We start from the raw sequence: 25,981 nt of genomic DNA on the forward strand, positions 1-25,981 counted from the left end.
AGCCGACCCGTTCCAATATTCGAACCGACGCCGTAAGGGAGCCGGCTAACCGGACAAACCCTGAGGTAAGATGCCGAGCAGCCGACGATTGGAATCGATAAAGCAAAGGAGCGACGCCTTTCTTGGCGAACGACTTCGGTCGATTTTCGGATCTCCGAAAATTTCTCTGCGGTAACGGACCGATAAACGAATGACCGCTGTCTGGAATAACCTCAATGAGCCTCCGATTTCGGAATCTCGGTCAATTTGATGTTCGCAGCTACTGAAGCCACCTGTTTGTCATCCGATGTCGTCCAGAGCGGTGACAGCCTCGGCGGGGAGGTTTAACCCCGCCGCCGCGAGGTTCTCCCGAAGATGAGATATCGAAGACGTGCCGGGGATCAGAAGGATATTGGGCGACCGCTGGAGCAGCCATGCGAGCGCCACCTGCATCGGCGTCGCACTAAAGCTCGCAGCGACGTCGGACAGGGTCTGCGACTGCAGCGGGCTGAAGCCGCCGAGCGGGAAGAATGGAACATATGCGATTCCGTCCGCCGCCAGCGCGTCGATCATCGCGTCATCGTCGCGGTACGCAAGATTATATTGGTTCTGCACACAGACAATTTGGACGACATCACGCGCCTTCTCGACTTGTAGAGCCGTTACGTTGCTTAGCCCAATGTTGCGGATCAGTCCTTGGTCCTTGAGGGCCGCAAGCGCGGCCAGTTGAGGTTCGATAGGCCCCTCCGCCGGCCCATGCCCGTCACCGCCTCCCATGAAGCGCATATTGACGACGTCCAGTACGTCCAGGCCGAGGTTGCGCAAATTATCGTGAACCGCTGCGGTTAGCGACGCGGCGTCTTGTGCTGGGTTCCAGGAACCGTCCTCGCCACGCACAGCCCCGACCTTCGTCACGATCGTCAGGTCGTCAGGGTAGGGATGAAGTGCCTCGCGAATAATCTGGTTTGTCACGTGCGGACCGTAGAAGTCGCTTGTGTCGATATGATCGACCCCGGCGCCAACCGCCTCGCGCAACACGGCAAGCGCCGCATCGCGATCGCGCGGCGGCCCGAACACGCCGGGGCCCGCGAGCTGCATGGCACCATAACCCAGCCGCTTCACGGTGCGGTCGCCTAAGCGAAAGCTGCCCGCCTGATCGATCGTCTGCATGTCGTTCTCCTCTTCTTCCTTGAGATAGCCATTGGCGAAGCGCGCGATAATCCTGCATGATCCGCACGGGTTGTACAGAAAACCGGACGATGGATGCTGATCTCGGAGACTTGACCTCCTTTATTGCGGTGGCGAAAGCGCGCGGCTTTCGTGACGCGGCACGTGTAAGCGGGACGAGCGCATCGACGCTGAGCGAAGCCGTAAGGCGCCTGGAGACGAGGCTCGGCGTGCGCCTGCTTCACCGAATGACCCGCAGCGTTACGCCGACCGAGGCCGGTGCAGAGCTTATCACACGGCTGACGCCAGCGTTTGGCGAAGTCGGCGCGGCGCTCTAAGCGGTCGGCAACTTTCGGGGAGGCTTAGCGGGAGCGCTTCGCTTAAACGTGCCGGTCAGCGCCGCACGGCTGGTGCTGCCCGCGATCATCCCGGGCTTTTTGGCCGCGCACCCCGGCATCCGGCTGGAGATCGTGGCGGAAGACAGCTTCGTCGACGTTCTTGCTGCGGGGTGTGACGCCGGAATCTGATACGACGATAGGCTGGAGCAGGACATGATTGCGGTGCCGATCGGACCGCGTGAGCAGCGCATGGCCACCGCCGCTGCATCGACCTATCTCGATCGTCAGGGTCGCCCTCGACATCCGCGCGATCTGCTCGATCACGCTTGCCTGCTCGGGCGCTTTGCGAGTGGCGCACTGACGAGTCCGTGGGAGTTCGAGCGTGCCGGCGAGATCGTCCGGATCGAACCTCGCGGGCCACTTGTCGTGCAGGTTGGTGGCGCGACTGATCTTGCTGTCGAAGCTGCCATTTCCGGTTTGGGAATCATCACACTGTTTGAAGATTGGCTGCGACCACATCTCAACAGCGGAGCGTTGGAGCTTGTGCTGGAGGACTGGTGGCAACCATTTTTCAGGCCCTTTCCTCTATTATTCCGACCGCCGATTAGTACCGCCCCCGCTGCGAGCCTTCATTGATTTCATTAAGTCGACGCCCGCTAAAAAAGAGCCGAGATTGGGCCGCGCGGCCGAGCTTAACGAACGTCCGCTTCCGGACTGTGCAGAAAGTGCCCAGAACGTCCGCTTTTGTGTCATCTAAGCTGAGGACCCGCCCGCCGGTAACTGACCGGTGAGACGCCGCCCATACCCTACGATCCTTTCTGATATGAACTCTGTAAAAAGCCGAACGCGCTTAGTTTTCCGCGTTTCGCCTTGTGTCAGAAGCCAGAGCGTCCCGTACATGTGTAGGTTGGTGTCCGGCACCCTTTCGAGCTGAGGGTCCGCATCTCCAACAAAACAGGGCAGGGTCGCAATACCGAGACCTTCTTTGACGGCCGCGATCTCCGCTCCGGCGTCGGTGACCTTAAACGGCACCCCCGCGGTCCGCACCGCACCTTCGCTCGCCCAGTCCGGAATGCCGTGCGTGGCGATGACGATCCACCGCAGCGACTCGCCCGCACCGGACTGCCATTCGGCAAGCCGATCGCGCGACACGTAGACGCTGCCGAACACCTCGGGACCCTTCAGGCCGTGCAAATTGAGCGGCAGCGTCTTGCGGTCGTAGACGACGCGGATCGCAACATCCGCTTCCCGGTTGGTGAGGTTCGCCAACTCGCCCGACGACAGGATCTCCATTTCGATTTCCGGGTAGAGGCGAGCGAAGTCGGCAAAATCCGGCATCAGCAGGTGCGTCGCGAGGATTGGCGTCAACGTTACGCGCAGCGCGCCGCGCGCGCTTTGGTCGCGCCCGAGGACGCGCGTTTCGAGCTGATGCGACGACGCTTCCATCTGGATCGCGAGTTCGAGCACCTCCTCGCCTGCTTCGGTCAGGCGATAGCCCGTGGGTAGCTTTTCGAACATCCGGGCGCCGAGGCGTTCCTCGAGTTGAGAAATGCGCCGCAGCACCGTTGCGTGGTTCACCGACAGCTCTTTGGCCGCGGCGCGGACCGAGCCACCGCGCGCCGCAGCGAGAAAATAGCGGACATCATCCCAATCGATCATGGTGCGCTGTTGCACCGACAGTGTTGAGTTCGGAAGCCTTTTCCCGACGATCCGCTGCATGAACTGAACTCCGCAGCGCCAATCAGGTTGGTGGCCGGTGCATTCACGCACCACCGATGTGCTGGATGTCGCACTGCTGAAGCAAGCGAAGTCGACCCATCTGGAGGCGGTCGGGAGATATCCCCAGGCACAGAAGGATCGACGAAATGAAAAGGCTCGAAGGCAAGGTCGCCGTTATCACCGGCGGAAACAGCGGCATCGGATTGGCCACCGCCAAGCGATTTGTCGTGGAAGGCGCGCAGGTAGTCATCACCGGGCGGCGCGAGAAGGAACTCCAGGAGGCTGCTGCCGCTATCGGCAGCAACGTCACGATGGTCGCGGGTGACGTGACGCGCCTTTAGGACCTGGACCGGCTCTATGCCGTCGTGAAGGAAAAGTACGGTCATGTCGACGTGCTCTTCGCGAATGCCGGCTGGGGCGAGCTTGCGCCGCTTGAAGTCGCGACCGAAGAGCATTTCGACAAGACATTCGACCTGAACGCGAAGGGCACGTTCTTCACGGTTCAGAAAGCACTTCCGCTCTTCAAGGACGGCGGCTCGATCATCCTGACCGCTTCGGTCGCGAATGTTAGGGGCGATCCGGCGTTCAGCGCGTACGCGGCTGCCAAAGCTGCGGTCCGCACCTTCGCGCGCGGCTGGACGGTGGAACTCAAGGATCGAAAGATCCGCGTGAATTCGATGAGCCCCGGCCCGATCGAAACCCCGGCTCTGGAAAAGGTCGGGCTCACTGCCGACCAGATCGAACAGGCGGCAGCGAGCTTCGCGTCGCAGGTTCCGCTCGGTCGACGGGGCAAGGCCGAGGAAGTTGCTGCCGCCGTGCTGTTCCTCGCCTCCGATGAGAGCTCGTACGTCACCGGCATCGATCTCGCCGTCGATGGGGGCATGGCGCAGGTCTGACCTAACCTAACCACCAATTGGAGAGCCTCTCATGAACACCGCGGACACCGTTAAAACCGTGAAAGACTTTTTCGCCGCGATCGGTCGCGGCGACCGGGAGGCTCTCCTGGCGCTGGTCGCCGAAGACATTGAATGGATCATTCCGGGGCGCGACTGGCCGCTGGCAGGGTCACACCAGGGACATGCTGGCGTGACCGACCTACTCGAGACGGCATCCCGGTCGCTTGAGACATCGACCGAACCGCGTGAGATCATCGCTCAAGGGGACCGTGTTCTCGTGCTCGGCGTCGCCACCGGGAAAGTCAAAGCCACGAACAAGCCGTTCGTCGACGAATGGGTGTTCGCAATCACTGTTCGCGACGGCAAGCTGACCATCATCCGGGAATATGTCGATACGCAGGCATTGGCGTGGGCGGCGACGGTCGACACCGCCGCCAAGCAATCGCCGACCGAGATCGGAGCCGCACAACGCGCGTCATAAGACACGCGATCTGCAGGGGGGGCTAACCGCCCGCGCGGCGCGCGCCTATCGCCACTCAATTCAAAGGAAATTTCGATGTACGATCAAGACAAACAATGCGAGCTCATCCAGTTCACCACGATTACGGCGGGCGACACCGTCATCGACGTTTATCCCGGGGGCGGTGACTGGGCCCGCATCTATTCCGACGTCGTAGGGCTAGAAGGGCGGGTGTACACCTTTGTCCCGGCCGAAGTCGCCCACTTCAAGAACGATCCGGTCGGGCTTATGCGAACGCTCGCGCAGGAGGCGGGGCGGGAGAATGTCCACGCCGTCTCGGCCGATGTCGTCGCAATCGCGGACGCGACCTCGGCCGCAGATGTCGTGTGGATGCACTTATTCTATCACGATCTGCACACTTCGCTGATGCAGGCCAAGGGCGCCACGGCCGACGCCTTCAATCGCGCCGTCTTTGCCGCGCTAAAGCCCGGCGGCCGCTACGTCATCGTCGATCACGCCGCCGCAGCCGGGTCAGGCAGCAGCGACACCCCCTCGATGCATCGCATCGACCCGGCGCTGGTCCGCGCGGAAGTCGAAGCAGCCGGCTTCGTGTTGGATGCGGAGAGCGACATGTTTGCCAATGCGGACGATACGCACGCCATCCGGGTGTTCGATCCGGCCATCAACGGCGAGACGGATCGCTTCGCCTACCGGTTCATCAAGCCGTGACATACCCTGGCTTCCTGGCCGCAGTAGCGACCGCCAGCCGCTAAAGGTCCCTAAGCCGAACCGACTTGCTTCGTGCGTGGATGACCCGGACAGAGATTGATTGGCGCCTTCGTCAACAACCGTTGCTCGCGCGCGGGTGCGCAAACCCGCCGATCATAGACCAATGGTGAAATTCGAGCCGAAATCTAAAACTGAACGAGCTTCCGCTTTGGGCAGGCGACCGAGGTACTGGGAACGTCCGCCATTGGGTCGTTCCGGATATGACGGATCGTACACGAGAGATTGCGGGACGACTTGATCGATTCATCGAGGCCGTCCGGCGACACCGAAAATGACATTGTCTCAAGGTCACCAGTAAGCCGCGCATTGCCGTAGGTTGATTACCAGATGCCTCAAGAATGGCCCAAATCTTCGGGTGCAGGCCAGTAAAGCATTCGATTGCGCAGTGGGAAACCTAAGGGTAGTCTCGGTACCGGGTCGCCCAAGAATCGAGTCTTCAATTGATTTAGGGGGATTATAATGAACCGCTTTAATGTCGCTTTGAGCTTCCTGACACTCGTTGCTTCCGTGCCGGCCCATGCGGCCGGCCAGATCGATGGGACGTGGAAGGCGGATACTGCAACCGCTAAACTATCGACAAAACCTGACGTTTTCGTCGTCAAGGACGGCGTTTACGACTGCACCTCGTGCACACCCCCGTATAAGATTGCTGCTGATGGTCAGCCTCACCCAGTGGCTGGGCGCGACTATTGGGATGCAGCCGCTGTCACTGTTTTGGATGCTAGCACGTTGGAGTGGAAGCGCTTTCGTAAGGGAGTGCTAGTCGGCACCACGAAGGTTGCGGCGTCGAATGATGGTCGCATGCTAACCTATACGTCTGTCTCGGCAGACAACGCATCAGGTAAAACAACGACCAGCACCAGTATGTCGAAGCGTGTCGGGACGGCGCCAGTTGGCGGGCATGCCGCCAGCGGATCGTGGGTAGCTGTCAATGATGGCGCCCAGATCGCAGAAGAGAACCTAACTGCAACAATCACTACGTCGGGCAAAGCCGTCACGCTGACGCTCGGTACAGGCGAGCACTATACCGCCGAATTAGGCGGACCAAAGGTGGCTTTCATGGGGGACAAGGCAAACGCGATGGTCGCTTTGACCAAGGCTGGCGGGGGCTTTGTCGAGACGGATTATGTCGGTGGCAAAGCTGTTGGAACCTATACTTATATGCCGGTGAATGCCACGACCATGACATTGAAGGCTGTAAATTTGAAGGCTGGGACCACAGACGAGTTCACGCTTAGAAAGCAATAGCTACTTGCGGGGATGCGCGAGAAGCTGCGTGCTGCGCCGCAGGTTCAGATCGGTTGCACGCCACGGACCCACCTTGTCTAACGGGCCGGCGCCTTAAGCGTCGGCCCTTCCCCGGCCTTCCGAATCATCGCGACATCGGCGATCAAACAATCGCATCGGAAATTGCGACAACGCCGGCTTTCGATCCCGCGTTGTTCCAGCGTCGGCGGGCAATTCACAACTCGCGTCTCTATTTGCGCGCTATCCGGGACAAGCCGGCCTCTATCACCGATTACTCGTCACACTGTACCGAAGGAGTGAATCAATGGGCCTAAATGGGCGCTTTCCCAATCTCCTGCTCTGATGAATGAGAGTCCGATTCGTGGAAAGGGCCAAAAGACCGCGAATGTCTGAATGTGGGTCTTTCACGCCAGCCTTGACCAATCGCTGCAGTTCGGTGGCCACAGGCCCGAGTGAGTTGCACGGTGAGCGCGCTTATAACCGAAGCGCGACCCAGTCCGGTGGGTAGGCCTCACGCGTCCAGCTGCCGGCCAATCGTCGCGGCGCGCGTGTAAAGGCCAATTAGGAGCGGCAGCACTCTGTTATAGCCTGTCATCCCCCGGTAACTCGCCACACGATGTTGCCGAGATCGTCGGCGATCAGCAGCGCGCCGGCCCTGTCGACGGTCAATGCCACAGGTCGGCCAAGCGCCTTACCGTCCGATGCGATGAAACCGGTCACCACGTCTTTCGCTTTCCCACTTGGCTGTGCGCCGGCGAACGGCACCCAAACGACCTTGTAGCCGTTCAGATGACCCCGGTTCCAACTCCCATGTTCGCCGACGAAAGCGCCGCCGCGATAGGCCGGCATGCTTGCGCCATCATAAAACAGCATTCCGAGCGGCGCGACGTGAGAACTCAGGCCGAAATCCGGCATGATCGCCTTCGCCACTTTGTCCGGTCGGCGCGGCATCACGCGAGGGTCGACATTTCGGCCCCAATAGCTCCACGGCCACCCGTAAAACGCGCCGGACTTCACCGAGGTCATATAGTCTGGCACCAAATCCGGTCCGAGTTCGTCGCGTTCGTTGATGACCGCCCACAGCTCGCCGCTGGCTGGATTAAAGGTAAGGCCGTTCGGGTTGCGCAGGCCCGTCGCATAGTCGCGGTGCGCGCCGGTCCTGCGATCAACCTCCCAGATCCTTGCCCGATCCTTTTCGGCCTCCATCCCCGCCTCGGTGATGTTGCTGTTCGATCCGATGCCGACGTACAATTTGCTGCCGTCGGGACTGGCAGTCAGGCTCTTGGTCCAGTGATGGTTGATCGGGCCGCCGGGCAATTCGGTCAAGACCGTGCCGGGTGCTGTGATCTTCGTTTGCCCGGTGACGTAAGGATACCGCACGATCGCGTCGGTGTTTGCAACGTAGAGGTCCCTCCCGACCAGCACCACGCCGAACGGCGCGACGAGATTATCGAGCAGCACGGTGCGGACATCGGCTTTGCCGTCGCCGTTCGTATCACGAAGCAGGGTGATTTGGTTGGCACCGGTCACCTTGCTGTGACCAAGGCTCTGAACGAACCCCACGACTATGTCCTTCGGACGTGTCACCGGCTCGCTCGGCGGCTTCGGTTCTACAGCCAAAATGTCGCCATTGGGCAGCGCATAGACGTTTCGCACGTTTTTGAGGCCGGTCGCGAAAGCGGAGATCTTCAGGCCCGGGGCTACCATTGGAATCCTGTCGCCCCAGGCTTCCGGGCTGGCGACGTGCATCGGTGGAACGAGATACTGGTTCTGCGCGGGCAATTTCGGGTTTGGACCGATCTGTTCGGTGGTATCGCCGCCGGCTCCGCTGCAACCGGTCAAGGCAAGGGCGCCAACGGCGCTGGCGAACATTAACGTCGCGCGCATTACTTCAACTCCTGCCGGGCTTCGAGCGAATATCCCATCCAGCTCGTCGCTACCGCGAGAACCGCGACGATGGCCGATAAGATCAGCCCGGCGGGCATCACCGATGTCCATGCATCGCGGCTATGGATAAAGGCGTTGATCAAGGCGAGCATCATCATCAACCCGACGCCGATGCTGTGCGGCCAGGGCCGCCGGCGCGGTACGCCGCGATGCATGACGGCATCGGCTATACCGGCGATGGCGGCCAGCAGGCCCATTAACAATCCGCCGGCGATCAGCCACACCGAGAAGTTCGCCCACTGCATCTGTGCCGTGTTGGCATAGGCTATGTCGCTGACCAATGCGGCCGAGAAGAAAGCGAGAGGGTAAGCGGCCAGCATGCCGTGAATCGGATGGGAGCCAGAGGCTTGACGGTAGAGAGGTTCGGTCGCCATGACGTTCGTCCGTCTTTGAGGAACCTATCATACGCCCGGCAGATGCCTTGCGTTCCGATCCACCCGCTCCCCTCACGTTCGCGCCTTTTTGGTTCGAATTTCTCCGGCAGCCGAGGTCTATTTGAAGGCCACCGTCGCACCGATAGCCACCGGGCAACTCCGCTGTATTCCAGTTGGCCTGACTATTTGGCGCGCGGCGGCATCTCCCGGTTCAGGAATGCCACGGCATGGTCCAGAACCGGCCCCTTGCTCCGAAACGGCTTGGACAATGCCATGACGATGTTTTCGTGGCTAAGCCCTGGATAGTCTTCGTGCAGGACGCGGCCTCCCATCGCCTTGATCCGGGCGGTGAGATTGATTGCGTTGTGGGCGCGAACCTGTACGTCGTCACCGGCGGAGACCAGCAGCATCGGCGCGGCATCGGCGCGGGCGAACTGGATTGGCTGGGTCATCACGGGATCTGCTGCACCGCGCATAGCATCGGCGGCGCGCTGTACCGTGAAGGGATAGAAGTCGTAAGGCCCGCATAGCCCGACCGCCGCCTTGATGACATGCGGGTCGACATTCTCGGCGCGCAGCCAGCGCTGATCGAGCGTCAGCATCGCGACCGTGTACGCACCGGCCGAATGGCCAGCGAGGGCGATGCGGTTCGGGTCTCCGCCGTAATCGGCGACATGATCACGCACCCACCTGACCGCTTCGGCGCCGTCCTGCAGAAACGCGGGAAAGCGCACCTGCGGTACTTTGCGATAGTCGGGGATGACGGCAACGAAGCCTCGGCGTGCCAATGCGCGACCGGCAAAGGCATAGGCCCCGCGCGATCCATGTGCCCAGCCGCCGCCGTACCAGAAGATCACGACGGGCAGGTTCTTACGCGGTCCACCGGACGGTTGCCACACGTCCAAAGCCTGACCGTGGGTGCCGAACGGCACGCCCGTGCCCGTCCGGTGAGTCCCCCGGCCACCTCCGACGATACCGTCGAGAAAGCTGAGCAGGCCGGGCGGCGAGGTCAGGGCGGCGGCGGCCATGCCTCCAAAGATAACTATGATTACTAGAGCGGCGGCATGTTTGGTTGTCAGCACGATCGTTGCCGTCCACTCGCACATGACCCAGATTGACCGCGGCGGTTCATGTCGTTTCTCACACCATTGTTCTCCGTTAATTTCCGCAGCTGACCCTTGAACGCCGAAGTTTTACCCGAAGCGCCTATCGCCATTCGATTGCCGTAGTACGCGGGATGCGCAATTTGGGTGTTTGCGTCCATTTCGCCTTACAGGGGACGAGGTCGAGAAGCCCGCAAGAATGAATGAGCGTCCGGAGTTAGGCGAAGATCAGCGATCGCCGAAGGGCCGAAAATGGGTCATTCATCCCATCGCGGCCTAACCAAACGATCGATGCACTACACCCTGCCGGTGCCGTACGGCATTGTTCAGCGGGACAGACTGTACCGGTTCAGGCTCGTCGCCCATCAGCTCGCCGGCAGTCCGTCCAGCAGCTTGTCGAGCGTGATCGGGAAGTCGCGCACCCGGACGCCCGTGGCGTTGTATACTGCGTTCGCGACGGCCGCGCCGGCACCCGATATGCCAAGTTCACCTACCCCCTTGGCGCCCGCAGGGTTGGCGGAGTCATCAATCTGCTCAATAAAGTGCACATCGATATTTGGGACATCCGCATGCGTCGCTACGTGATACTCGCCAAAGTCCGGGTTTACGAACCGCCCCGAGCGCGGGTCGACGGCCGCTTCCTCGCATAGCGCATAGGCGATACCCCAGACGATCCCGCCGATCAGCTGGCTCGCGGCGGTTTTGCGGTTTATGACGCGGCCGACATCGAACACGCCGAGCATGCGCCGCACGCGCACCTCACCAGTTACGGCGTTGACCGCGACCTCACAAAAGTGCGCGCCGTGGCTTGCCTGGCTGGTGCGCCTGCTCTCGGCTCCCGGGCCAGTTTTGCCGTTACCGACAATTGCCTTGCCGCGCACGAGGTCGAGCAGGCTTACCTGTCGGCCGCCGACGCTGACGCAGCCGTCTTTTAGCCTCAGCTCGTCGGGTGCCGCATTCATCCGCAGCGCAAGTTCGGCCAAGATGTCCTCGCAGGCGAGAATTGCGGCGGCGCAAGCCGAGCCGGCACCGAATGACCCGCCCGAGCCGGCGCTGGGTGGCAGATCGGTGTCGCCGATCCGCACCTCGACCGAAGTGAGCGGGAGGCCCAGCATCTCGCCAACCGTCTGTGCTAGAATGGTGTAGGTGCCAGTGCCGATGTCGGTCATGTCGGTCTCTACTACCGCGCGGCCGTCCGCCGCCAACGTCACCCGGGCCTCAGCGTTGACCGTGAAGTTGCCCCGTAGCGCCGCGGCCATACCAGTCCCGATCAGCCACTCACCCTCGCGCACAGACGCGACCGGTTGCGGGGCCCAGCCGAACCGGCGCATGCCCTCATCATAGCAGTCGAGCAGCCGGCGCGTGCTGAAGGGCTTGCCGTTCAGCGGATCGGTCTCGGGCTCATTGCGCTTTCTCAGTTCGACGGGATCAAGCCGGAGTTGCTCCGCAAGCTCGTCCATTGCGCACTCGACCCCAAAGGTGCCGACAGCCTCGCCGGGCGCGCGCACTGCGCCGGTGGCGGGCAGGTCCACGCGGACGAGGTCGGTCGTGAACCACCGCGTCTCGCCGGCGTAGAGCGGCATCGTGCCGAACGGCACCGGTTCCAGAAATTCGCCATCGTCGTTCTGTGCGGCGATGCTTTCATGCGCCATCGCGCTAATATGACCATCCGCATCGCAGGCGATACGCAATCGCTGCACCGTGTCGGAGCGGTGGTGGACCATGTAAGCCGTCTGGCGGCGCGGCAGAGCTATCTTGACCGGCCGCCCGACCCGCTCGGCGGCAATCGCGGCCAGGATAACCTCGGGGCCGACCCCGGTCTTGCCGCCGAAGCCGCCACCGACATAGGGCGCGAGGACGCGCACGTTGTGAGGATCGATCCCCAGCACCTGAGCGATCGTTGTGCGTGCCGCGCCGATCACTTGGTTGCTCGACCGCACCGTCAGGCGGCCTTCGTCCCACCACACGGTAGACGCGTGCGGCTCGAGGGCGGCGGGAAAGTGGATCGGCGTCGTATAGGTCCGGTCTAAGACGACGGCGGCCGCAGCCAGCGCGGCGTCCAGATCGCCCTTGCGAACTGGCGGCAGGAACCCAATCGCCGGCTTGCGGTCTACTGGTTGAGCACGCGGGTCAAAGCGGTCCTCGCCCGGCTCCGTCGAGACGCGAACGAGCGCGGCGGCCTCTTGCGCAACGAGCAAGCTCTCGGCGACGACGATCGCGACAGGCTGGCCAGCGTGAAAAATGCGGTCTGTTGCCATGCTGGGCATCGCACGGCTGTTCGCCTCGCCAGCCGGCATTCGCGGATCGCCATGGACGACGGCGAGCACGCCCGACATTGCCTCTGCCGCGGTGGCGTCGATCGCCGTGACCCTGCCCGAACCCACCGGCGTCCCGACGATCGCGGCGTAGGTAATGCCATCCGGTGTTCCCTCATACGCGTAGGTCGCCGAGCCGGTGACCTTCGCTGGCCCGTCGATCCGCGCCAAAGGACGGCCGAGCAGACCCTGTTGCGCGTGCGTCAGCCCCACGGGGCGGAACGGCTCGTCCATCATCATCTTGTTCATCGGTGCGCTCCCAAGATCTTCATATGGGCGCTTGCGCTCGAAGTTGCACCGATAGCATGCGCGAAGTGACCGAAGGTGACCCTAAATCAGCCGGCCGAATCGGATTATCAGACCGATCAAGCGGTTGGTTTGACCCAGGTCCAGACATTCAGCGTAATCTCAGCGCTCCCGAAACCGGACGTTCGTTCATGCTCTGACATGCTTTGACAACCCGCGTATCGCGAAGCCCTTAATGGTGTGTCAGTAAGCGCCCGTGCGCAGAACGGGGGCTGGCGAAAGATCTCAGGACCACCGAGGGGCTAAGCGCGGCCTTAGGCGATGTACCAATGTTTCCAGCGAGCCTTGCGCCGGTGATGAAGATAGACGCGTCGTGGACGGCTCTGCCATGTGCCCTTCACGGTCGTTGCGCAACGAGGTGATCGGAGTGCGTGGCAAGGCCCGATTATTGCGCTACAAGATCTGCATAATGGCGCAAAACGATCGAGGGTGCAGCGAATGGACGGCGGCGAACGATCCGAGAACGATCCCACGACTATAACACGACGTACCGCGATCGGCAGCACCGCAGGCCTGGCCGCAGCGTTCGTGTTGGTCGACGGGGACGCGGTGCAAGCAAAGGTATCTATACCGCCGAGCGGCGCGACGCTCGCGATAACGCCGATCGTGAACGGACGTGCGACCCCAGTCACGATCGACCCGCGCACTTCGCTACTCGACCTACTCCGTGAGAAGCTCAAACTCACTGGAGCGAAAAAGGGCTGTGACCATGGCCAGTGCGGCGCGTGCACCGTTCACATCAATAGCCGCCGTGTGGTCTCCTGCCTCACGCTGGCCGCGAAGACAAACGGGCAAGCTGTGACGACGATCGAGGGATTGGCCGAGGGGGAACGGCTACACCCGATGCAACAGGCGTTTATCGACCACGACGCGTTACAGTGCGGCTATTGTACGCCTGGCCAGATCATGGCCGCCGTCGCCTGCATCCGCGAAGGCAAAGCGACGAGCCGCGCCACGATCCGCGAGGCAATGAGCGGCAACATTTGCCGCTGTGGCGCCTATGTCGGGATCGTTGATGCGATCGAGGACGTCGCCGGCAAGGGGCGTCGGGTCTGATGCGGCCGTTCAGCTATGCCCGCCCCGACAGCCCACAGGCCGCGATCGCGGCGTTTGCCGCCGCAGGCCACGGTGCCCGATACATTGCCGGCGGTACCACGCTCTATGACCTGATGAAGCTCGATATAGAGCGGCCCGAACATCTGATCGACGTGACCGCAATCAGCGGGCTAGATCGTATCGACACCAGTGGCGACAAGCTGCGTTTTCAAGCGCTGGCGCCGATGAGCGCGGTGGCGACCGACCGCGTTGTGCTGCGCGACTATCCGGTTCTGGCGGAGTCGCTTGCGAAGGCCGCGTCGCAGCAGTTGCGCAACATGGCGACAGTCGGCGGCAACCTGCTGCAGCGAACGCGGTGTCTCTATTTCCGCAACGGCGCGGGCGGGGTATCGGCCGGCACGACCTATCCGTGCAACAAGCGCGACCCCGGATCGGGCTGCGCGGCGATTGGCGGGCTCGATCGCGGACAGGCGGTGCTGGGACAAAGCACTTCGTGCACTGCGGTGTCGCCGGGCGACTGGCCGGTCGCGCTGGTCGCGCTAGACGCTTATGTTGAAATCCTCGGGCCGGCGGGAACTCGATCGCTGCCGGTTGCCGAACTCTACCGTCTGCCGGGGGATACACCGCACATCGAGTTCGCGCTGACGCCGGGCGAATTTATCACTGCGATCGTTGTGCCGAAGGCGCCAGTCGGCCGGCGATCGACTTATCATAAGATCCGCGACCGCGAGAGCTATGCCTTTGCGCTGGCCTCCGCCGCCGTCGCACTTGACATGGAGGGTGACAACGTCCGGCAGGCGCGGATAGCGCTTGGTGGTGTCGCGACCCGGCCGTGGCGGGCGTTAGCGGCGGAAACAGGATTGGCCGGCAAGCAATTGACGCGCGAAACCGCGCTTGCTGCCGGACGCGTCGCGCTTACCGGTGCCAAGGCGGGCCGCGGCAACGGCTTCAAGATCGAACTCGCCGCGCGCACCGTAGCGGACGCGCTGATGATCGCTGCGGAGAAGAAACCGGCATGACGAGCGCTCCTTTCCCGAACCGCCCGCGTGTCGATGCGCGCGAGAAGGTACTCGGCGCTACCAAATACGCTGCGGATTATGGGATGACTGGCCTGCTCTATGCAATGCAGGTGCCGGCGACGATCGCCAAAGGACGCGTCACCGCGCTGTCGCTCGACGCCGCGCTCAAGGTGCCCGGCGTGGTCACGGTGCTGACAAGCGCCGACTTCCCCCCGCCGCCCGCCGCGCAGCCGGGCGCCCCGCCGCCGCCGCCGACGCTTACCGCCGAAATCGCCTATCGCGGCCAGCCGGTCGCCTTGGTCATCGCCGAGACGCTGGAAGCGGCGATCGAGGGTGCCGAGGCTATCCGCCCGGTCTACGCCACGGACTCGAGTTTCACTGCGACGATCAACGACAGAGGCGCAGTTCGCCAGCCGGTCGAGCCGATCACTGGTGGCGATGCGGCAACGGCTATGAACCGCGCCGTTACGCGCCACCGTGCCGAGTATGTTAGCCCCGCGCAGCACCACAACCCGATGGAAATGCTGTCGACCACCGCCGAGTGGAAAGACGGCGTGCTGACCGTCTACGAGGGCACGCAGGGCAGCAACATGGTCAAGGGCGCGCTGATGCGCACGCTCCGCCTCAGCGCTGATCAGGTTGTGGTCAAGAGCCCGCAAGTCGGCGGCGGGTTTGGGCAGAAGGGCGCCGCGCAGCGCCAAACCGCCTTGGTCGCGCGCGCGGCGATGCTGCTCGGACGCCCGGTTAAGCTGGTCGTGCCGCGCGGGCAGATCTTCCACAACGCCACCTTCCGTCCGAAGAACCGCCACCGCATCGAGATCGGCGCGGACGCCGGGGGGCGCATGATCGCGGTGCGCTACGACGCCGACCAGCAGCAGTCGCGTCAAGGCCAGTTCCCGCCCAAATACCATGAGTCGCCGCCGATGATGTACGGCATCGCCGACTATCACGGCACCGCCGCCAACATCCGCATCGACTCGCAGGCCCCCGGCTACATGCGCGCGCCGACACCGCATCCCTCATCTTTCGCGTTCGACAGCGCGGTCGACGAACTTGCGGTAAAGCTGGGCGTCGATCCGGTCGCGTTCCGGCTGCGCCACCGTGCTACGCGCGATCCCATCGACGACAAGCCGTTCTCGTCCTGCTACCTGAGTGATTGCGTGATCGAAGGCGCGCGCCGGTTTGGCTGGAAGGACCGCCCGCTGGCAGCAGGCGCGATGGTGCGACCCGACGGCACGCAGATCGGATGGGGCGTGGGCTGCGGTGCCTATCCCGCGAACGTGCATCCCAACATCGCTACGCTTCGCGTCGGTGCGGACGGCACCACCCGCTTCGCCGCCGCCGGGCATGAGATGGGTCAGGGTATCCGCTCGACGATCGAGCAGATCCTTGTCCGCGATCTGGCGATCGATCCGGCGCGACTGGAGATCGCCATCGGCGACACCTCGGTCGCACCGCAGCACGTCACCGCCGGATCGTGGGGTACGGCGAGCGCGGTGCCCGCCGCCGAACAGGCCGCCGCCAAGCTGAAGGCGGCGATGGCCCAGCTGCTCGCCGGACGGACCCCCGGCGGCAATTTGCACCGTCAGCTCGCGACGGTGCGCCGCCCGTTCGTGCAGGTTGAGGTAACGACGACAGGTCCTGGCCAGGGCGGGAAGGAGGTCGAGAGGCTGCGTCAGGGCGGCATGGCAGTTTCGGGGCCCGATTATCCTGAATTCACTAGCTTCAGCTACATCGCCCATTTCGTCGAAGTGCATGTCGAACCATATACCCGGCGCATCCGCGTGCCACGCGTCGTCAGCATCGCCGATTGCGGCCGCGTAATCTCGCCGCGCACCGCCGCCAGTCAGGTCCGTGGCGGCGTCGTATGGGGCGTCAGCGCCTGCCTACGCGAAGCGAGTGAAGTTGACCCGCGTTTTGGCGGCTGGCTCAATAACGACCTGGCCGACTATGTCATTGCGGTGAATGCGGATATAGGCGAGATCGACGTCGGGTTCATCGATCGTCCAGACCTGCAGTTCAACACGCTCGGCGCCAAGGGACTGGGTGAGGTCGCCATGACCGGGTGCGCAGCTGCGATCGCCAATGCAGTCTATCATGCCACGGGGAAACGGCTGCGGGAGATGCCATTCCGTGTTGACGACTTGCTATGATGCAGAGAGTACAGCGGAATTGCCAAAACCGTTTCGGCCTTTGGATGGTTAAATCCTCTCGACTTCGCAATAAGTGCTTTTGACCCATAACCGGCCCCTGCGATTGGTATCAGTCGACCCAAAAATCGGTCGTTCGTTCAGGACGGCCACGCTAGCGGTCAAGTGATCGACTTCATCACCGATGGCAGACAACAGCCATCCAGCGCCGAGCCTTTGGCTTACCAATTTCAAATTTATCGACAAGCATCAGTTGTAGGCTGGGTCTTTGAGAGTATCATCTAACGATGATCGCGCTCGCCCTACTTGCTGCCGCCGCAACCTCCTGTTCGCCGGCGGGCGACTGGGATGGTTCGCTGACCGTTCCCGCAGGGATCCAGCTTCCACTAATACTACATCTAAAGGACACGGGCAGCACGATCGATAGCCCAGACCAGGGTGCACGCGGTATATCCATTGACGTCACCGCGACCGGCAACAGCCTATTGGTAGTCATACCGTCGACTAAGGCCCAGTTCACCGGAGCCATTTCGACGGACTGCAGCACGCTCACTGGTCCCTTCCGCCAGAGCGGTATGGAAATGAAAGCCAGTTTCAAACGCCGTCCGGCCGGGGCGGCCGCACCTGCGATCTCCCGGCCCCAGACCCCGCAACCGCCATTCCCTTATGACGCTTCTGACGTTAGCATAATTGATGGTGCCTTGACGCTTGCTGGAACGCTGACCATGCCGAAAGGAACGGGCCCCTTTCCCGCCGTTGTCATGATCGCAGGGTCGGGCCCTCAAAACCGCGACGAGACCGTCGACGGCCACCGCATCTTCCTCGTGATCGCCGATCGCCTGACGCGGCAAGGAGTCGCTGTCCTTCGCTACGACAAGCGCGGGGTCGGCAAATCCAGCGGTAGCTATGCAAACGCCACGCAACGCGACTTCACTGCCGATGCTACCGCGGCGCTTCGGTGGCTACGTCAACAGCCCTTTGTTGATGCCGCCAGGGTTGGTCTGTTGGGACACAGCGAGGGAGCCGAGATCGCGCCTGCCGTTGCCGGAGCCGATAGGAAGGTAGCCTTTACTGTTTTGCTATCAGCCCCGGCGGAAACGGGCATCGAAACCATAGCTTCGCAGGCTAACGCCATCGCACTGGCAAACGGAGTGTCGGCGGCAACCGCGACCGTCAACGACGCGCTGGAGCGCCGCCTGCTGGCAGCGGTTGCTGCGGCACCGGACAGCATCGCCGCCGAAAATGCGGCAACGGACATCCTCATCAAGGCGGGCATGCCGACCGACCGCGCTGTCGTAAAAGCCGAGGGTCTTGCCTCGCCTTGGTACCGGGCGTTTCTCAACGACGACCCGTTACCCGCCCTGAAAACGCTCACGGTTCCGACACTGGTGATTGCGGGATCCAAGGACCTTCAGGTTTTGCCCGGTCGCAACCTACCACTGATCCGTCGGGCTTTGGCGGGTAATAAGAACGCAAAGATCGTCGAGCTGCCCGGACTGAACCATCTGCTGCAACCGGCCACGACCGGATCGCCTAGTGAATATGGTACGATTACGACAACCGTCGCTCCGAAGGCACTAGATCTTATGATAGACTGGATTCGTTCAGTTGTGAAGATATGACCCACTTTTTCGGCCGCTCAGCGCCGATAAGGCGCCCCCTAAATCCAGCCGCTCGTTCATGTGAGTGGTCGACCGCGTCTGATCGCCGCAACTACGAAGATAGGTCTAAAGCAAATTAGAGGAGGGCTATCCCAACACGGGACGCAAATCGTTAATTCCGCAGCAACTATTAGTGCCGTCAGCCGTACCTCTTCAGCCGTCACGCCAGCATTTCGCGGCCCTGATCGGCAGGGAGCACATATGAAAAAGTTGGCACTTGGTTTGGCGGCGGTGATCGTCTTTGCAGCTTCTCCTGCAATAGCAGCGGACTACATCTTCTCGTTTTCTGGAACGAACCTTTTCGGCGGCCAGCCGCTCGTGGGATCGGGTACGCTGACGACCAGCGGTGTGACGGTGCAGCAGAATGGTCGCGATGCTCAGATGATCACCGGCATTACGGGAACCTACAACGGTTCGGCCATCACGGGTCTCGCTTCCGTCACCGGATCAGACAATTTCTATTATCTGACGGGCAAGTTCGTCTCCGGCAACGGACTGGGCTTCGTGACGGCGGCAGGTACCAATGCGAACCTTTTCGATTCTGCAGGTCAGTATCGGATCAACACGACGAATCCGTTCCAGTCGGGCTTCGTTACAGCCACATCCTCGGCAGTGGCGGGCGCTGTACCAGAAACGGCGACGTGGGGCATGATGATCGCAGGCTTCGGGATGATGGGCGCAGCGATGCGCGGGCGTCGCCGCAGCACCACGGTCTCGTTCGCTTAATCTGTCCTTTCGTCCAGCAAAGCCGCTGGCCGAAAGGCCGGCGGCTTTTTGCTGCATGCGATGCATTGTTTGATAGAAGGCACTCCTTCAGTTAACAAACTAAGACGTCCCAGCTTGATGCAGGTTGTAAAATAGCTTCGACATGAGGCACATCAGATTATTGTCGCTGCTGAGTGTTTGGCTGGCAGTGCTTGAGAGACAGAACATGTGCTCCCGCAAGCAGCGTGGAGTTTCCATGGACTTATATTATTTTGCCGTCGCCGATCGATTCGCTCCGCAGATTGCGGACGCGGTGGAATTTCCAACATTGGCTTCCGCCAGGGTACACGCCCTGCGTTTCGCTGCTCAGATTTTAAGCGACCAGCTTCCCCCTTTCTGAGACGCGGACGAATGGGTTCTTACCGTCAGCGACGAACGGAGTGTCACGCTATTTACGATTACCGTCACGACTTTGGACCCAGCGAAACAAGGACGAAACGCGCAATCGCTCGGTGATGCGGAGCGATGCCGGCATTAATAGTCGGCCTATTTGTACAGGTCCTTGGGCGACATTGCAGAACTCCGGTGGGCTGGTGTCCAGGTTTGATACGGGGTGCTCGATGAAGATGATGACGGCAACTGTCCCACTCTTGCCGCTCCGCTCTCGTGTGAGATCGGCTTTCTTGGGGGATTAGAGTGGCTATAAGGTGCCTAGATCGGGGACGGGGATCAAAGCGTGCGCGGATCGTTGATAGCAGGAGTTTGCCTCCTCTTGTTCGGAGGCGAGGCGAGAGCGAACGACCGAGCCGCGACCTTCGAAGCCAGACTGGCGGAAGTGCGGACATCGTTGACGGTGGACGATGGCGAATTCGGCGGGCCGGGTGCTGAAATACTAGCCCGTGCAGTATCAAGTGCGAAGTACGTTCTAGTCGGCGAAGATCACCTTACACGTGAAATACCGAGATTCACGACGAATCTGTGCCGCCTGATGGCTCCTGAAGGCCTAACTGCTCTCGCTCTCCCTGAACGTCATTGCCCGGAACCGCTTCCATCATGGGCACCAAGTGCAAAGATCCCGTGGTGGTACGATCGCGAGACAGAAGACGCGCTTTTCTAGCGCGTTCGCTGAACGATCCAGTCGGTCAGGCCTGCGCGAAAACTCCGATTCTTAAAACATGGCCTGTCAGAAGTTCAACTGGCTTCGTCCCGGACAGGGCGGGACGGCCGGTCTCCGATGGGTGAATGGAAGGCGAGCAGGGTGCAATCGTTATCGGCCCGGCCACCAGAATTTTGCGCTTATTTATTTATGGCCATCTAATCCGTAGCGGATCAATCGGGGCGGCCTCTCGATTTTTCTTCGCAAACAGAAATTGACATCTGATTGCAGAGTACGAATGACTTGCGCTTGTCATTGTACCCGAGCGGAAATCCAGGAGACCAAGCCCGCGTCCATCGCGAGCCGGGCGAACTGCTCCGTCAGCATCAGCTGAAGCGTGCGACCGTCCGACACAACAGGTTCGGAGAGGGTGCCCGTCGGCGAGTGGCATACCAGCATAAGCTGGTCTTTGCCTGGACGCTGGCCGAGACGCCTTGCATAATCATCGACGATAGATTGATCGGCCCTCGACTTGATCTGCACTGCCATGCGCACGGGTCAGCGGTTGCTCGACGACAAGATCGACGTCCTTTGCGGTGCCCCCGAGAGCCGACACGCGACGCCAGCCGCTGCGCTGGAAAGCGAATCGACCAGTTCCTCGAAGTCGCGCCATGACAGGCGCCGGATCAGCGCGGTCAGCCCGTGTTGCAGAGCATCCTGCGCAACGGCCACCGCACGCTGGTCTTCATCTGCCGTAACGTTGATGTAGCGCAGACAGAGCGCGCGCTGTTCAGTCGACAGGGTGCAGATGGTCCGGCGATAACCGGCAATTCTTGCTCATGCCGGATGATGGACGTGCGGACACGCTTTGGCAGGAACATGCGCCGTCTGCGTAAGGCAAAGGGCATGAGCCAGGAACGGTTCGCGCTCGAGTTCGATATCGATCGCAGTTACGTGAGCGGCATCGAGCGTGGTAAGCGCAATCCGACCATACCGTGGCGCAGCGACTTGCCGACGCGCTGGAGGTGCCGATCACCGATTTGTTCGGTAATCCCGCAGACTGAACCAAGAACGTCGAAAGCTGCGTATGGACTGCGCGCGGCAGATGTCGCTTCGTACCCGGCATGACTGACGATAACGTTTTAAAAAACGGCTGCTGACGATAGCCGGCGAGATCATGGAAGATGTGTCTGCGATTGCGATTATGGACGCGGGTGACCTTACGGTAGGCGACCGTGTGGCCGCCATACTTGCTGCTGCCAACGATGTCCGCTCGCTGGCGAATGCTGCCCTCGTTCTCGAGCAACGGGAACGAAGCCGACTATGTTGAGCGGGGGGATAGAGACCCAAAAGTAGTCATTCACCGGCGCGAGGGCGGGGCTCAACTTCGGTCATTCGTTAATCGGCAATCGGCCCGTCCACGGGCCTAATTGAGACTCCCGGAATGAGCTGCGTAATCAGCGTTCCCCGGCAACGAATGACCCAGATGCGGGAACCAAAGTTCTAGATGCGCTATCGAGAGTATTTTTACCGTCCAAATACCGCCGCCATGGAAGGGCGAGAATGGTGAGAATTGGTACGAATCTGACGTCGGCCAACCATCGACGAAATGCTGAACGATGTGTTCGGACCAATACTTCGCAAAGGCCGAAAAGAAATTGAGATGTTACTCCGTTTAACCAGCATACTTGCGGCTAAGCGTGCGACGTGCCCACGATACGCGAGCCGATCAAGAGCTGGGCGGAGCGCCACGTCAGGCGCATCAGAGAGACAATGCAGGGTCATGGCGATATTGCCGTATTCGAAAGAATTTATGCGAAGTTATGGCCTGCTCTGATTGGATCTCAACGCCGACGGCTTGGTGTCGCTCGACCATATCAGGCGCAGGCGACCGCCGGCGCGGCCGGGTGTCGCCCGACCGCCCCGCTCGACAATGGCTCGCGCGACCGCCCTGCGTTGCGCCATGCTCCCGCCAAGGACATCGAGCGTACGGGCAAGCCTCGCTGATGCCCAGCCGGCCAGGCCGAGCGCCTGATCGTCGATCACGCCCGACGTGATCGCCACCTCCGGCAAGACGACATCGTTCGGCGGATCGAGAATGACATGCCAGTCGGCGACCGCAGCGTCGGCGCGACGTTCGAGGTCGCGGTAGCCAGCGAGACCCAGACCAGTCAGCGGCGCGGCGGGAGCGCGGAGCGTTCGCTCGGCGGCATCCAGTTGCACTGACGATACCGGAACGCCTGCGATCAGCGCGACGTCCGCCAGGGCACGATCGCTCTCGCGCGCGGCACGCAACCCATCGCTGTTGCCCGCCCGCGCGATCTGCGCCGCCTCGACGATGCCGGTTTCGGGGGACAGACGCACCTGATCAACATGGACATCGACCGGCCGGGAGAGCCGTTGGCGAAGGTCTTCTGCCAGCTTGCGATCCGCGCCCGGTTCGATCCGTGGCGTCAGCATGACCGCGCGGACCCGTACGGGGTTCGCTCCATGATCGATTTCGAACTGGCTCAGCCGCGCTCCTGTCGGGAAATCCGCATTGAGCGCATCGCGGACCTGTCGCTGTGCGACCGCTTCGAAGGCGATCCGGCGCAAACCGGCACCGAGCGGGATGGACAGGATCCCGATCGCGACCGCGAAGAGAATGAGCTGCCAGCCGGTATGGTGGGGTGAAAGATGACTGCCGAAGCCGTAACAGCGCGCCACGAGTGCTGCCGTCAGCGCAATGGTGACGGCATTGGTCAGGAACAGTAGCAGCGCACCCGAGAACACCACCCAGTTCCAGGTCGCGATGCCGAACCCGACGACGACCAGCGGCGGCATCAACGCGATCGCGATCGCCACGCCAACGACCGTACCCCCTCGTCCGCGGATCAGCGCATAGCCTCCAGCAATCGCCGAGAGCAGCGCGACGAGCAGGTCGAACAGCGTCGGCTGCGTTCGTCCGGCGATTTCGCTTGTGATCGTCTGCACTGGCGACAGCAGGATCAGCACGACCGATAGCGCCACCGCGATCGTCGCGCCCGAGATCAACGCCGTTGCCGCGCGGCGTATCTCCGGGAAGTCGAGCGTGGCGATGCCAAAGCCCAGCCCTATGATCGGCATCATCAGCGGAGAAAGCAGCATCGCGCCGATCAGCACCGCGACCGACGGCATCAGCAGCCCGAGCAGCGAGATCGCCGCCGAGATGACGATCAGGAAGGCATACCGGCCCGACCAGCCCGATTCCTCGGCGATCTGCCGCAGGACCCCGTCGTGATCGACGCCTGTTGTTGCCATTGCCATCCACGTCCGGGGAAGCGCAACGAATTTCGGGGGGGGCAGGCGGATCGGGTCGTCTCCGTCATGGCGAAGGTTTTGGACAGGCCGTGATACAGTTTTTCCCGGCACACCCATTGGCTCGCGGCATCGGCGATGAAGGCCGTGGCAAACATCGGCAGCATGAGGCCACGGCTGGCGGTCGTCTCCGACAGGATTATCACCGCGGTCAACGGCGCGCGGACGACCCCGGCGAAATATGCGACCATGCCGAGGATCACGACCGCGCTGGCCGGCTTGCCAGGAAATATCTCTCGCAGCAGATTGCCGACGCCAGCGCCGACGGCGAGCGAGGGTGCGAATATCCCGCCCGGCAAGCCGGCAATCGCGGTCGCGGCGGTGGCGATAAGCTTGGCAGGCCCAAACCAGAGCGGAGCGTCCACGCCGACGATCATCGCGCGGGCGGACGCATAGCCGGTTCCCCAGGTCAGGCCGGTGACGACGCCCAGCACCGCGACGACACACCCGCAAATCCCGGCGAACATCACCGGGCGTGCGCGGGTCCAACCCGTCAGTCGATTGCGGCCGAGCGCCATCGCCAGAAGAGTGCGGGAGAAGGCGCCGCCCGTCATACCACCGGCGACGCCCGCGACCGGGGCGACGATCAGTGCGGACAGCAATGGCATATGCGCGGCGATCGCCCCGAAATAGATATAGTCGCCTTGCACCGACTGGGCGACCATACCGGCGATAACGATCGCGGCGAGCACGAGCAAAGTCACCCGCTGCTCATAGGCTGAGGCAAGTTCCTCGATCGCGAACAGGAGCCCGGCGAGCGGCGTGTTGAAGGCGGCGGCCACGCCCGCCGCACCGCCGGCGATGACGACGCCGCCGCGCAAGGGCACGCGAACGATACGGTGCGTGATTCCCATGACGGCCGCCGCCAGCTGGACGGTCGGCCCTTCCCGGCCGACAGAGGCGCCACCCAGTACCGCGCCGATCGTCAGCACCGCCTTGGCCGCCACCGTCCGGATCGAGATCAGCGTTCCGGTGGCATCGTTCGGATTCGTCTGGGCGGCGATGACCTGGGGGATTCCCGATCCCCGGGCGGGCGGCGCATAGCGGCCGGTGATCCAGACCAGCCCCATGAAGGTGAGCGGCGTCGTGATCAGCGGCATCCAGTGCCAGGACGTGGCAAAGCGGCCGAAAATCGCGCCAGCCCAGTCGGCGGCCTCGGCAAACAGGGTCGCGACGATACCGATGAGGATCGCGCCCGTAAGGATCGCGGTGCGTGTCCGAAATTGCGTTGATCGCGGCCCCCGCGTGCGCAACAACGCGCGGTAGCGCGACGGCGTCCAGCGTTTAGCCGGTAAAAGGCGATGGAACAGGCCAGCCATGAAGGTTCCTTAGAACGACCGGGCAGTTCGAGGACAGCCCTCCCGTGCAGGTTCGCGGCTTCAGACCCGTTGCGGGCCCTCGTGAGCGTCACATTCGTTGCTCGTTCGGCGCGAACACCGATCGTCACGCCCTCCCGGTCGGTGAGGCAAGCGTGCGCCGTGACCCCAGCAGAAGATCCAGCCACGCAATGTGCGCCAAGTCGTAGGCAGTCGCTCAGAAGCTTCGAGCCGCTCAATCTGCGCCGTCCTGGCGGCGACCGATCCGGTAGGGACCGGCGCGCGCCTGCATCCTGCGGCCTTGCCAACTGAGCTGTATGCTCCCTTCGGACAATAGTCGATCGACGGCCGCGTGCACCATCGGCATCGCGCTGCGCCAGTCTTCCAACGTCTGGCCAGCGCCCGATGTGTTGGCAAGCGCTCGTGCCACCTCGCTCGGGCACACGGTCGCTGACGGTGAACGCCGCGCGAGAAGTTCCATGGCAACACGACGGGCGTCCTGTTCGGTCACCCGCGGCGTCCGGTCCGGCGCGATGGGACTATTCGCACGACGGCTTCAACCCGGTCACCCGGCACCACCGCCAAGACCTGGCGTACCGTGGCCTTCAGCGGTAGCAGGAAGCCACCGTCCTTGGGAAAGAGCGAGGTGCGGAATTCCACAACGCCAATCGTCGCGGCCATCGGTACGCATCCCCATCCATAGCTCGCCCGCCGCGCCGCGAGGAGCAAGGCGCGCGCATCCTCCGCCGATATCCTGGCGAAGTAGAACGGTGCCGGGCCGCGCCACTCGATCACTTGGCCCTCGAAGGCAATTTCGTCGGGCGCATCGTCCAGCATATCCCCGAGCCTAACGATCCCCGCCAGAACTGTGAAGGAGAGCGACGGAGCCTTCGCTCGGTCCACACCACGTCCTGATCATTGGAGACTCCGGACCCGATCGTTCATAGCGATGCGACTAATGCCGTCTGGTTCTAGGCGCTCTCCGAACGTAGCGAAGCGGA

Annotated in this window: 22 protein-coding genes and 2 pseudogenes; 13 read left to right on the top strand and 11 right to left on the bottom strand. The window is 62.2% G+C overall.

Annotation, left to right across the window (positions count from 1 at the left end):
• Nucleotides 1-279: 279 nt before the first annotated feature.
• Nucleotides 280-1,149 (bottom strand): aldo/keto reductase family oxidoreductase, encoded by an 870-nt coding sequence (locus ASG11_RS05060; protein ID WP_055775962.1) that lies wholly within the window; start codon nt 1,147-1,149, stop codon nt 280-282.
• A gap of 56 nt (nt 1,150-1,205) precedes the next feature.
• Between ASG11_RS05060 and ASG11_RS19210 the strand changes: the two genes are divergently transcribed.
• A complete protein-coding gene (locus tag ASG11_RS19210; protein ID WP_236697387.1) occupies nt 1,206-1,484 on the top strand; it encodes a helix-turn-helix domain-containing protein in 279 nt (92 codons plus the stop codon).
• Nucleotides 1,485-1,556: 72 nt separating this feature from the next.
• Nucleotides 1,557-2,120 (top strand): annotated as a pseudogene (locus ASG11_RS19215) (LysR substrate-binding domain-containing protein).
• 117 nt (nt 2,121-2,237) lie between these two features.
• Here the strand turns inward: ASG11_RS19215 and ASG11_RS05070 are convergent.
• Complete coding sequence (locus ASG11_RS05070) at nt 2,238-3,203, bottom strand: LysR family transcriptional regulator (RefSeq protein WP_236697388.1); 966 nt, start codon at nt 3,201-3,203, stop codon at nt 2,238-2,240.
• A gap of 146 nt (nt 3,204-3,349) precedes the next feature.
• On the opposite strand from ASG11_RS05070, the pseudogene ASG11_RS05075 reads away from it, so the two are divergent.
• The 4 genes and pseudogenes from ASG11_RS05075 (at nt 3,350) to ASG11_RS05090 (ending at nt 6,596) form a co-directional block, all read left to right on the top strand.
• Nucleotides 3,350-4,099 (top strand): annotated as a pseudogene (locus ASG11_RS05075) (glucose 1-dehydrogenase).
• 31 nt (nt 4,100-4,130) lie between these two features.
• A complete protein-coding gene (locus tag ASG11_RS05080; RefSeq protein WP_055775965.1) occupies nt 4,131-4,580 on the top strand; it encodes a nuclear transport factor 2 family protein in 450 nt (149 codons plus the stop codon).
• A 75-nt stretch (nt 4,581-4,655) separates the two neighbouring features.
• Complete coding sequence (locus ASG11_RS05085) at nt 4,656-5,288, top strand: class I SAM-dependent methyltransferase (RefSeq protein ID WP_055775973.1); 633 nt, start codon at nt 4,656-4,658, stop codon at nt 5,286-5,288.
• A 519-nt stretch (nt 5,289-5,807) separates the two neighbouring features.
• Nucleotides 5,808-6,596, top strand: coding sequence for a hypothetical protein (locus ASG11_RS05090; protein ID WP_055775976.1), 789 nt, complete (start codon nt 5,808-5,810; stop codon nt 6,594-6,596).
• A gap of 591 nt (nt 6,597-7,187) precedes the next feature.
• Here ASG11_RS05090 and ASG11_RS05095 read toward each other — a convergent pair.
• From ASG11_RS05095 to ASG11_RS05110, 4 genes are all read right to left on the bottom strand, one after another.
• The gene (locus tag ASG11_RS05095; protein WP_055775978.1) at nt 7,188-8,483 is read right to left on the bottom strand and encodes a PQQ-dependent sugar dehydrogenase; all 1,296 of its coding nucleotides are present in this window, start codon (nt 8,481-8,483) and stop codon (nt 7,188-7,190) included.
• On the bottom strand, nt 8,483-8,917 hold the full coding sequence (locus ASG11_RS05100; protein WP_055775980.1) for a DUF2231 domain-containing protein: 435 nt from the start codon (nt 8,915-8,917) through the stop codon (nt 8,483-8,485). The genes ASG11_RS05095 and ASG11_RS05100 overlap by 1 nt, the downstream gene beginning before the upstream one ends.
• Nucleotides 8,918-9,099: 182 nt before the next feature.
• The gene (locus tag ASG11_RS05105) at nt 9,100-9,945 is read right to left on the bottom strand and encodes an alpha/beta hydrolase (RefSeq protein WP_156363663.1); all 846 of its coding nucleotides are present in this window, start codon (nt 9,943-9,945) and stop codon (nt 9,100-9,102) included.
• Between the two features lie 440 nt (nt 9,946-10,385).
• Nucleotides 10,386-12,584, bottom strand: a complete 2,199-nt coding sequence (locus ASG11_RS05110; protein WP_055775983.1) for a xanthine dehydrogenase family protein molybdopterin-binding subunit — start codon at nt 12,582-12,584, stop codon at nt 10,386-10,388.
• A 495-nt stretch (nt 12,585-13,079) separates the two neighbouring features.
• Between ASG11_RS05110 and ASG11_RS05115 the strand changes: the two genes are divergently transcribed.
• From ASG11_RS05115 to ASG11_RS19455, 6 genes are all read left to right on the top strand, one after another.
• A complete protein-coding gene (locus ASG11_RS05115; RefSeq protein WP_055775990.1) occupies nt 13,080-13,697 on the top strand; it encodes a (2Fe-2S)-binding protein in 618 nt (205 codons plus the stop codon).
• The gene (locus ASG11_RS05120; protein ID WP_055775994.1) at nt 13,697-14,716 is read left to right on the top strand and encodes an FAD binding domain-containing protein; all 1,020 of its coding nucleotides are present in this window, start codon (nt 13,697-13,699) and stop codon (nt 14,714-14,716) included. The genes ASG11_RS05115 and ASG11_RS05120 overlap by 1 nt, the downstream gene beginning before the upstream one ends.
• Nucleotides 14,713-16,869, top strand: coding sequence for a xanthine dehydrogenase family protein molybdopterin-binding subunit (locus tag ASG11_RS05125; protein ID WP_055775996.1), 2,157 nt, complete (start codon nt 14,713-14,715; stop codon nt 16,867-16,869). The genes ASG11_RS05120 and ASG11_RS05125 overlap by 4 nt, the downstream gene beginning before the upstream one ends.
• Before the next feature lie 284 nt (nt 16,870-17,153).
• Nucleotides 17,154-18,488 carry an alpha/beta hydrolase family protein gene (locus tag ASG11_RS05130; RefSeq protein WP_055775999.1) on the top strand — a complete coding sequence of 445 codons (1,335 nt, stop codon included), beginning with the start codon at nt 17,154-17,156 and terminating at the stop codon, nt 18,486-18,488.
• Nucleotides 18,489-18,728: 240 nt separating this feature from the next.
• The gene (locus ASG11_RS19220; RefSeq protein WP_236697389.1) at nt 18,729-19,253 is read left to right on the top strand and encodes a PEPxxWA-CTERM sorting domain-containing protein; all 525 of its coding nucleotides are present in this window, start codon (nt 18,729-18,731) and stop codon (nt 19,251-19,253) included.
• A 235-nt stretch (nt 19,254-19,488) separates the two neighbouring features.
• Nucleotides 19,489-19,632 (top strand): DUF6894 family protein, encoded by a 144-nt coding sequence (locus tag ASG11_RS19455; protein WP_443024438.1) that lies wholly within the window; start codon nt 19,489-19,491, stop codon nt 19,630-19,632.
• A 1,008-nt stretch (nt 19,633-20,640) separates the two neighbouring features.
• Here ASG11_RS19455 and ASG11_RS05145 read toward each other — a convergent pair.
• Nucleotides 20,641-20,877, bottom strand: coding sequence for a hypothetical protein (locus ASG11_RS05145; protein WP_055776008.1), 237 nt, complete (start codon nt 20,875-20,877; stop codon nt 20,641-20,643).
• Nucleotides 20,878-21,033: 156 nt separating this feature from the next.
• Between ASG11_RS05145 and ASG11_RS19225 the strand changes: the two genes are divergently transcribed.
• Nucleotides 21,034-21,456 (top strand): helix-turn-helix domain-containing protein, encoded by a 423-nt coding sequence (locus tag ASG11_RS19225; RefSeq protein WP_236697390.1) that lies wholly within the window; start codon nt 21,034-21,036, stop codon nt 21,454-21,456.
• A 693-nt stretch (nt 21,457-22,149) separates the two neighbouring features.
• Here ASG11_RS19225 and ASG11_RS05150 read toward each other — a convergent pair.
• From ASG11_RS05150 to ASG11_RS05165, 4 genes are all read right to left on the bottom strand, one after another.
• Nucleotides 22,150-23,607 carry a DUF389 domain-containing protein gene (locus ASG11_RS05150; RefSeq protein WP_055776010.1) on the bottom strand — a complete coding sequence of 486 codons (1,458 nt, stop codon included), beginning with the start codon at nt 23,605-23,607 and terminating at the stop codon, nt 22,150-22,152.
• Nucleotides 23,523-24,983 (bottom strand): chloride channel protein, encoded by a 1,461-nt coding sequence (locus tag ASG11_RS05155; RefSeq protein WP_082472599.1) that lies wholly within the window; start codon nt 24,981-24,983, stop codon nt 23,523-23,525. The genes ASG11_RS05150 and ASG11_RS05155 overlap by 85 nt, the downstream gene beginning before the upstream one ends.
• A gap of 232 nt (nt 24,984-25,215) precedes the next feature.
• Nucleotides 25,216-25,491 carry a DUF3253 domain-containing protein gene (locus ASG11_RS05160; protein ID WP_269083368.1) on the bottom strand — a complete coding sequence of 92 codons (276 nt, stop codon included), beginning with the start codon at nt 25,489-25,491 and terminating at the stop codon, nt 25,216-25,218.
• Complete coding sequence (locus ASG11_RS05165) at nt 25,488-25,817, bottom strand: DUF1905 domain-containing protein (RefSeq protein WP_055780327.1); 330 nt, start codon at nt 25,815-25,817, stop codon at nt 25,488-25,490. Before ASG11_RS05165 ends, ASG11_RS05160 begins: the two co-directional genes overlap by 4 nt.
• Nucleotides 25,818-25,981 lie beyond the last annotated feature (164 nt).

Source organism: Sphingomonas sp. Leaf357 (assembly GCF_001423845.1).
Classification (GTDB): domain Bacteria; phylum Pseudomonadota; class Alphaproteobacteria; order Sphingomonadales; family Sphingomonadaceae; genus Sphingomonas.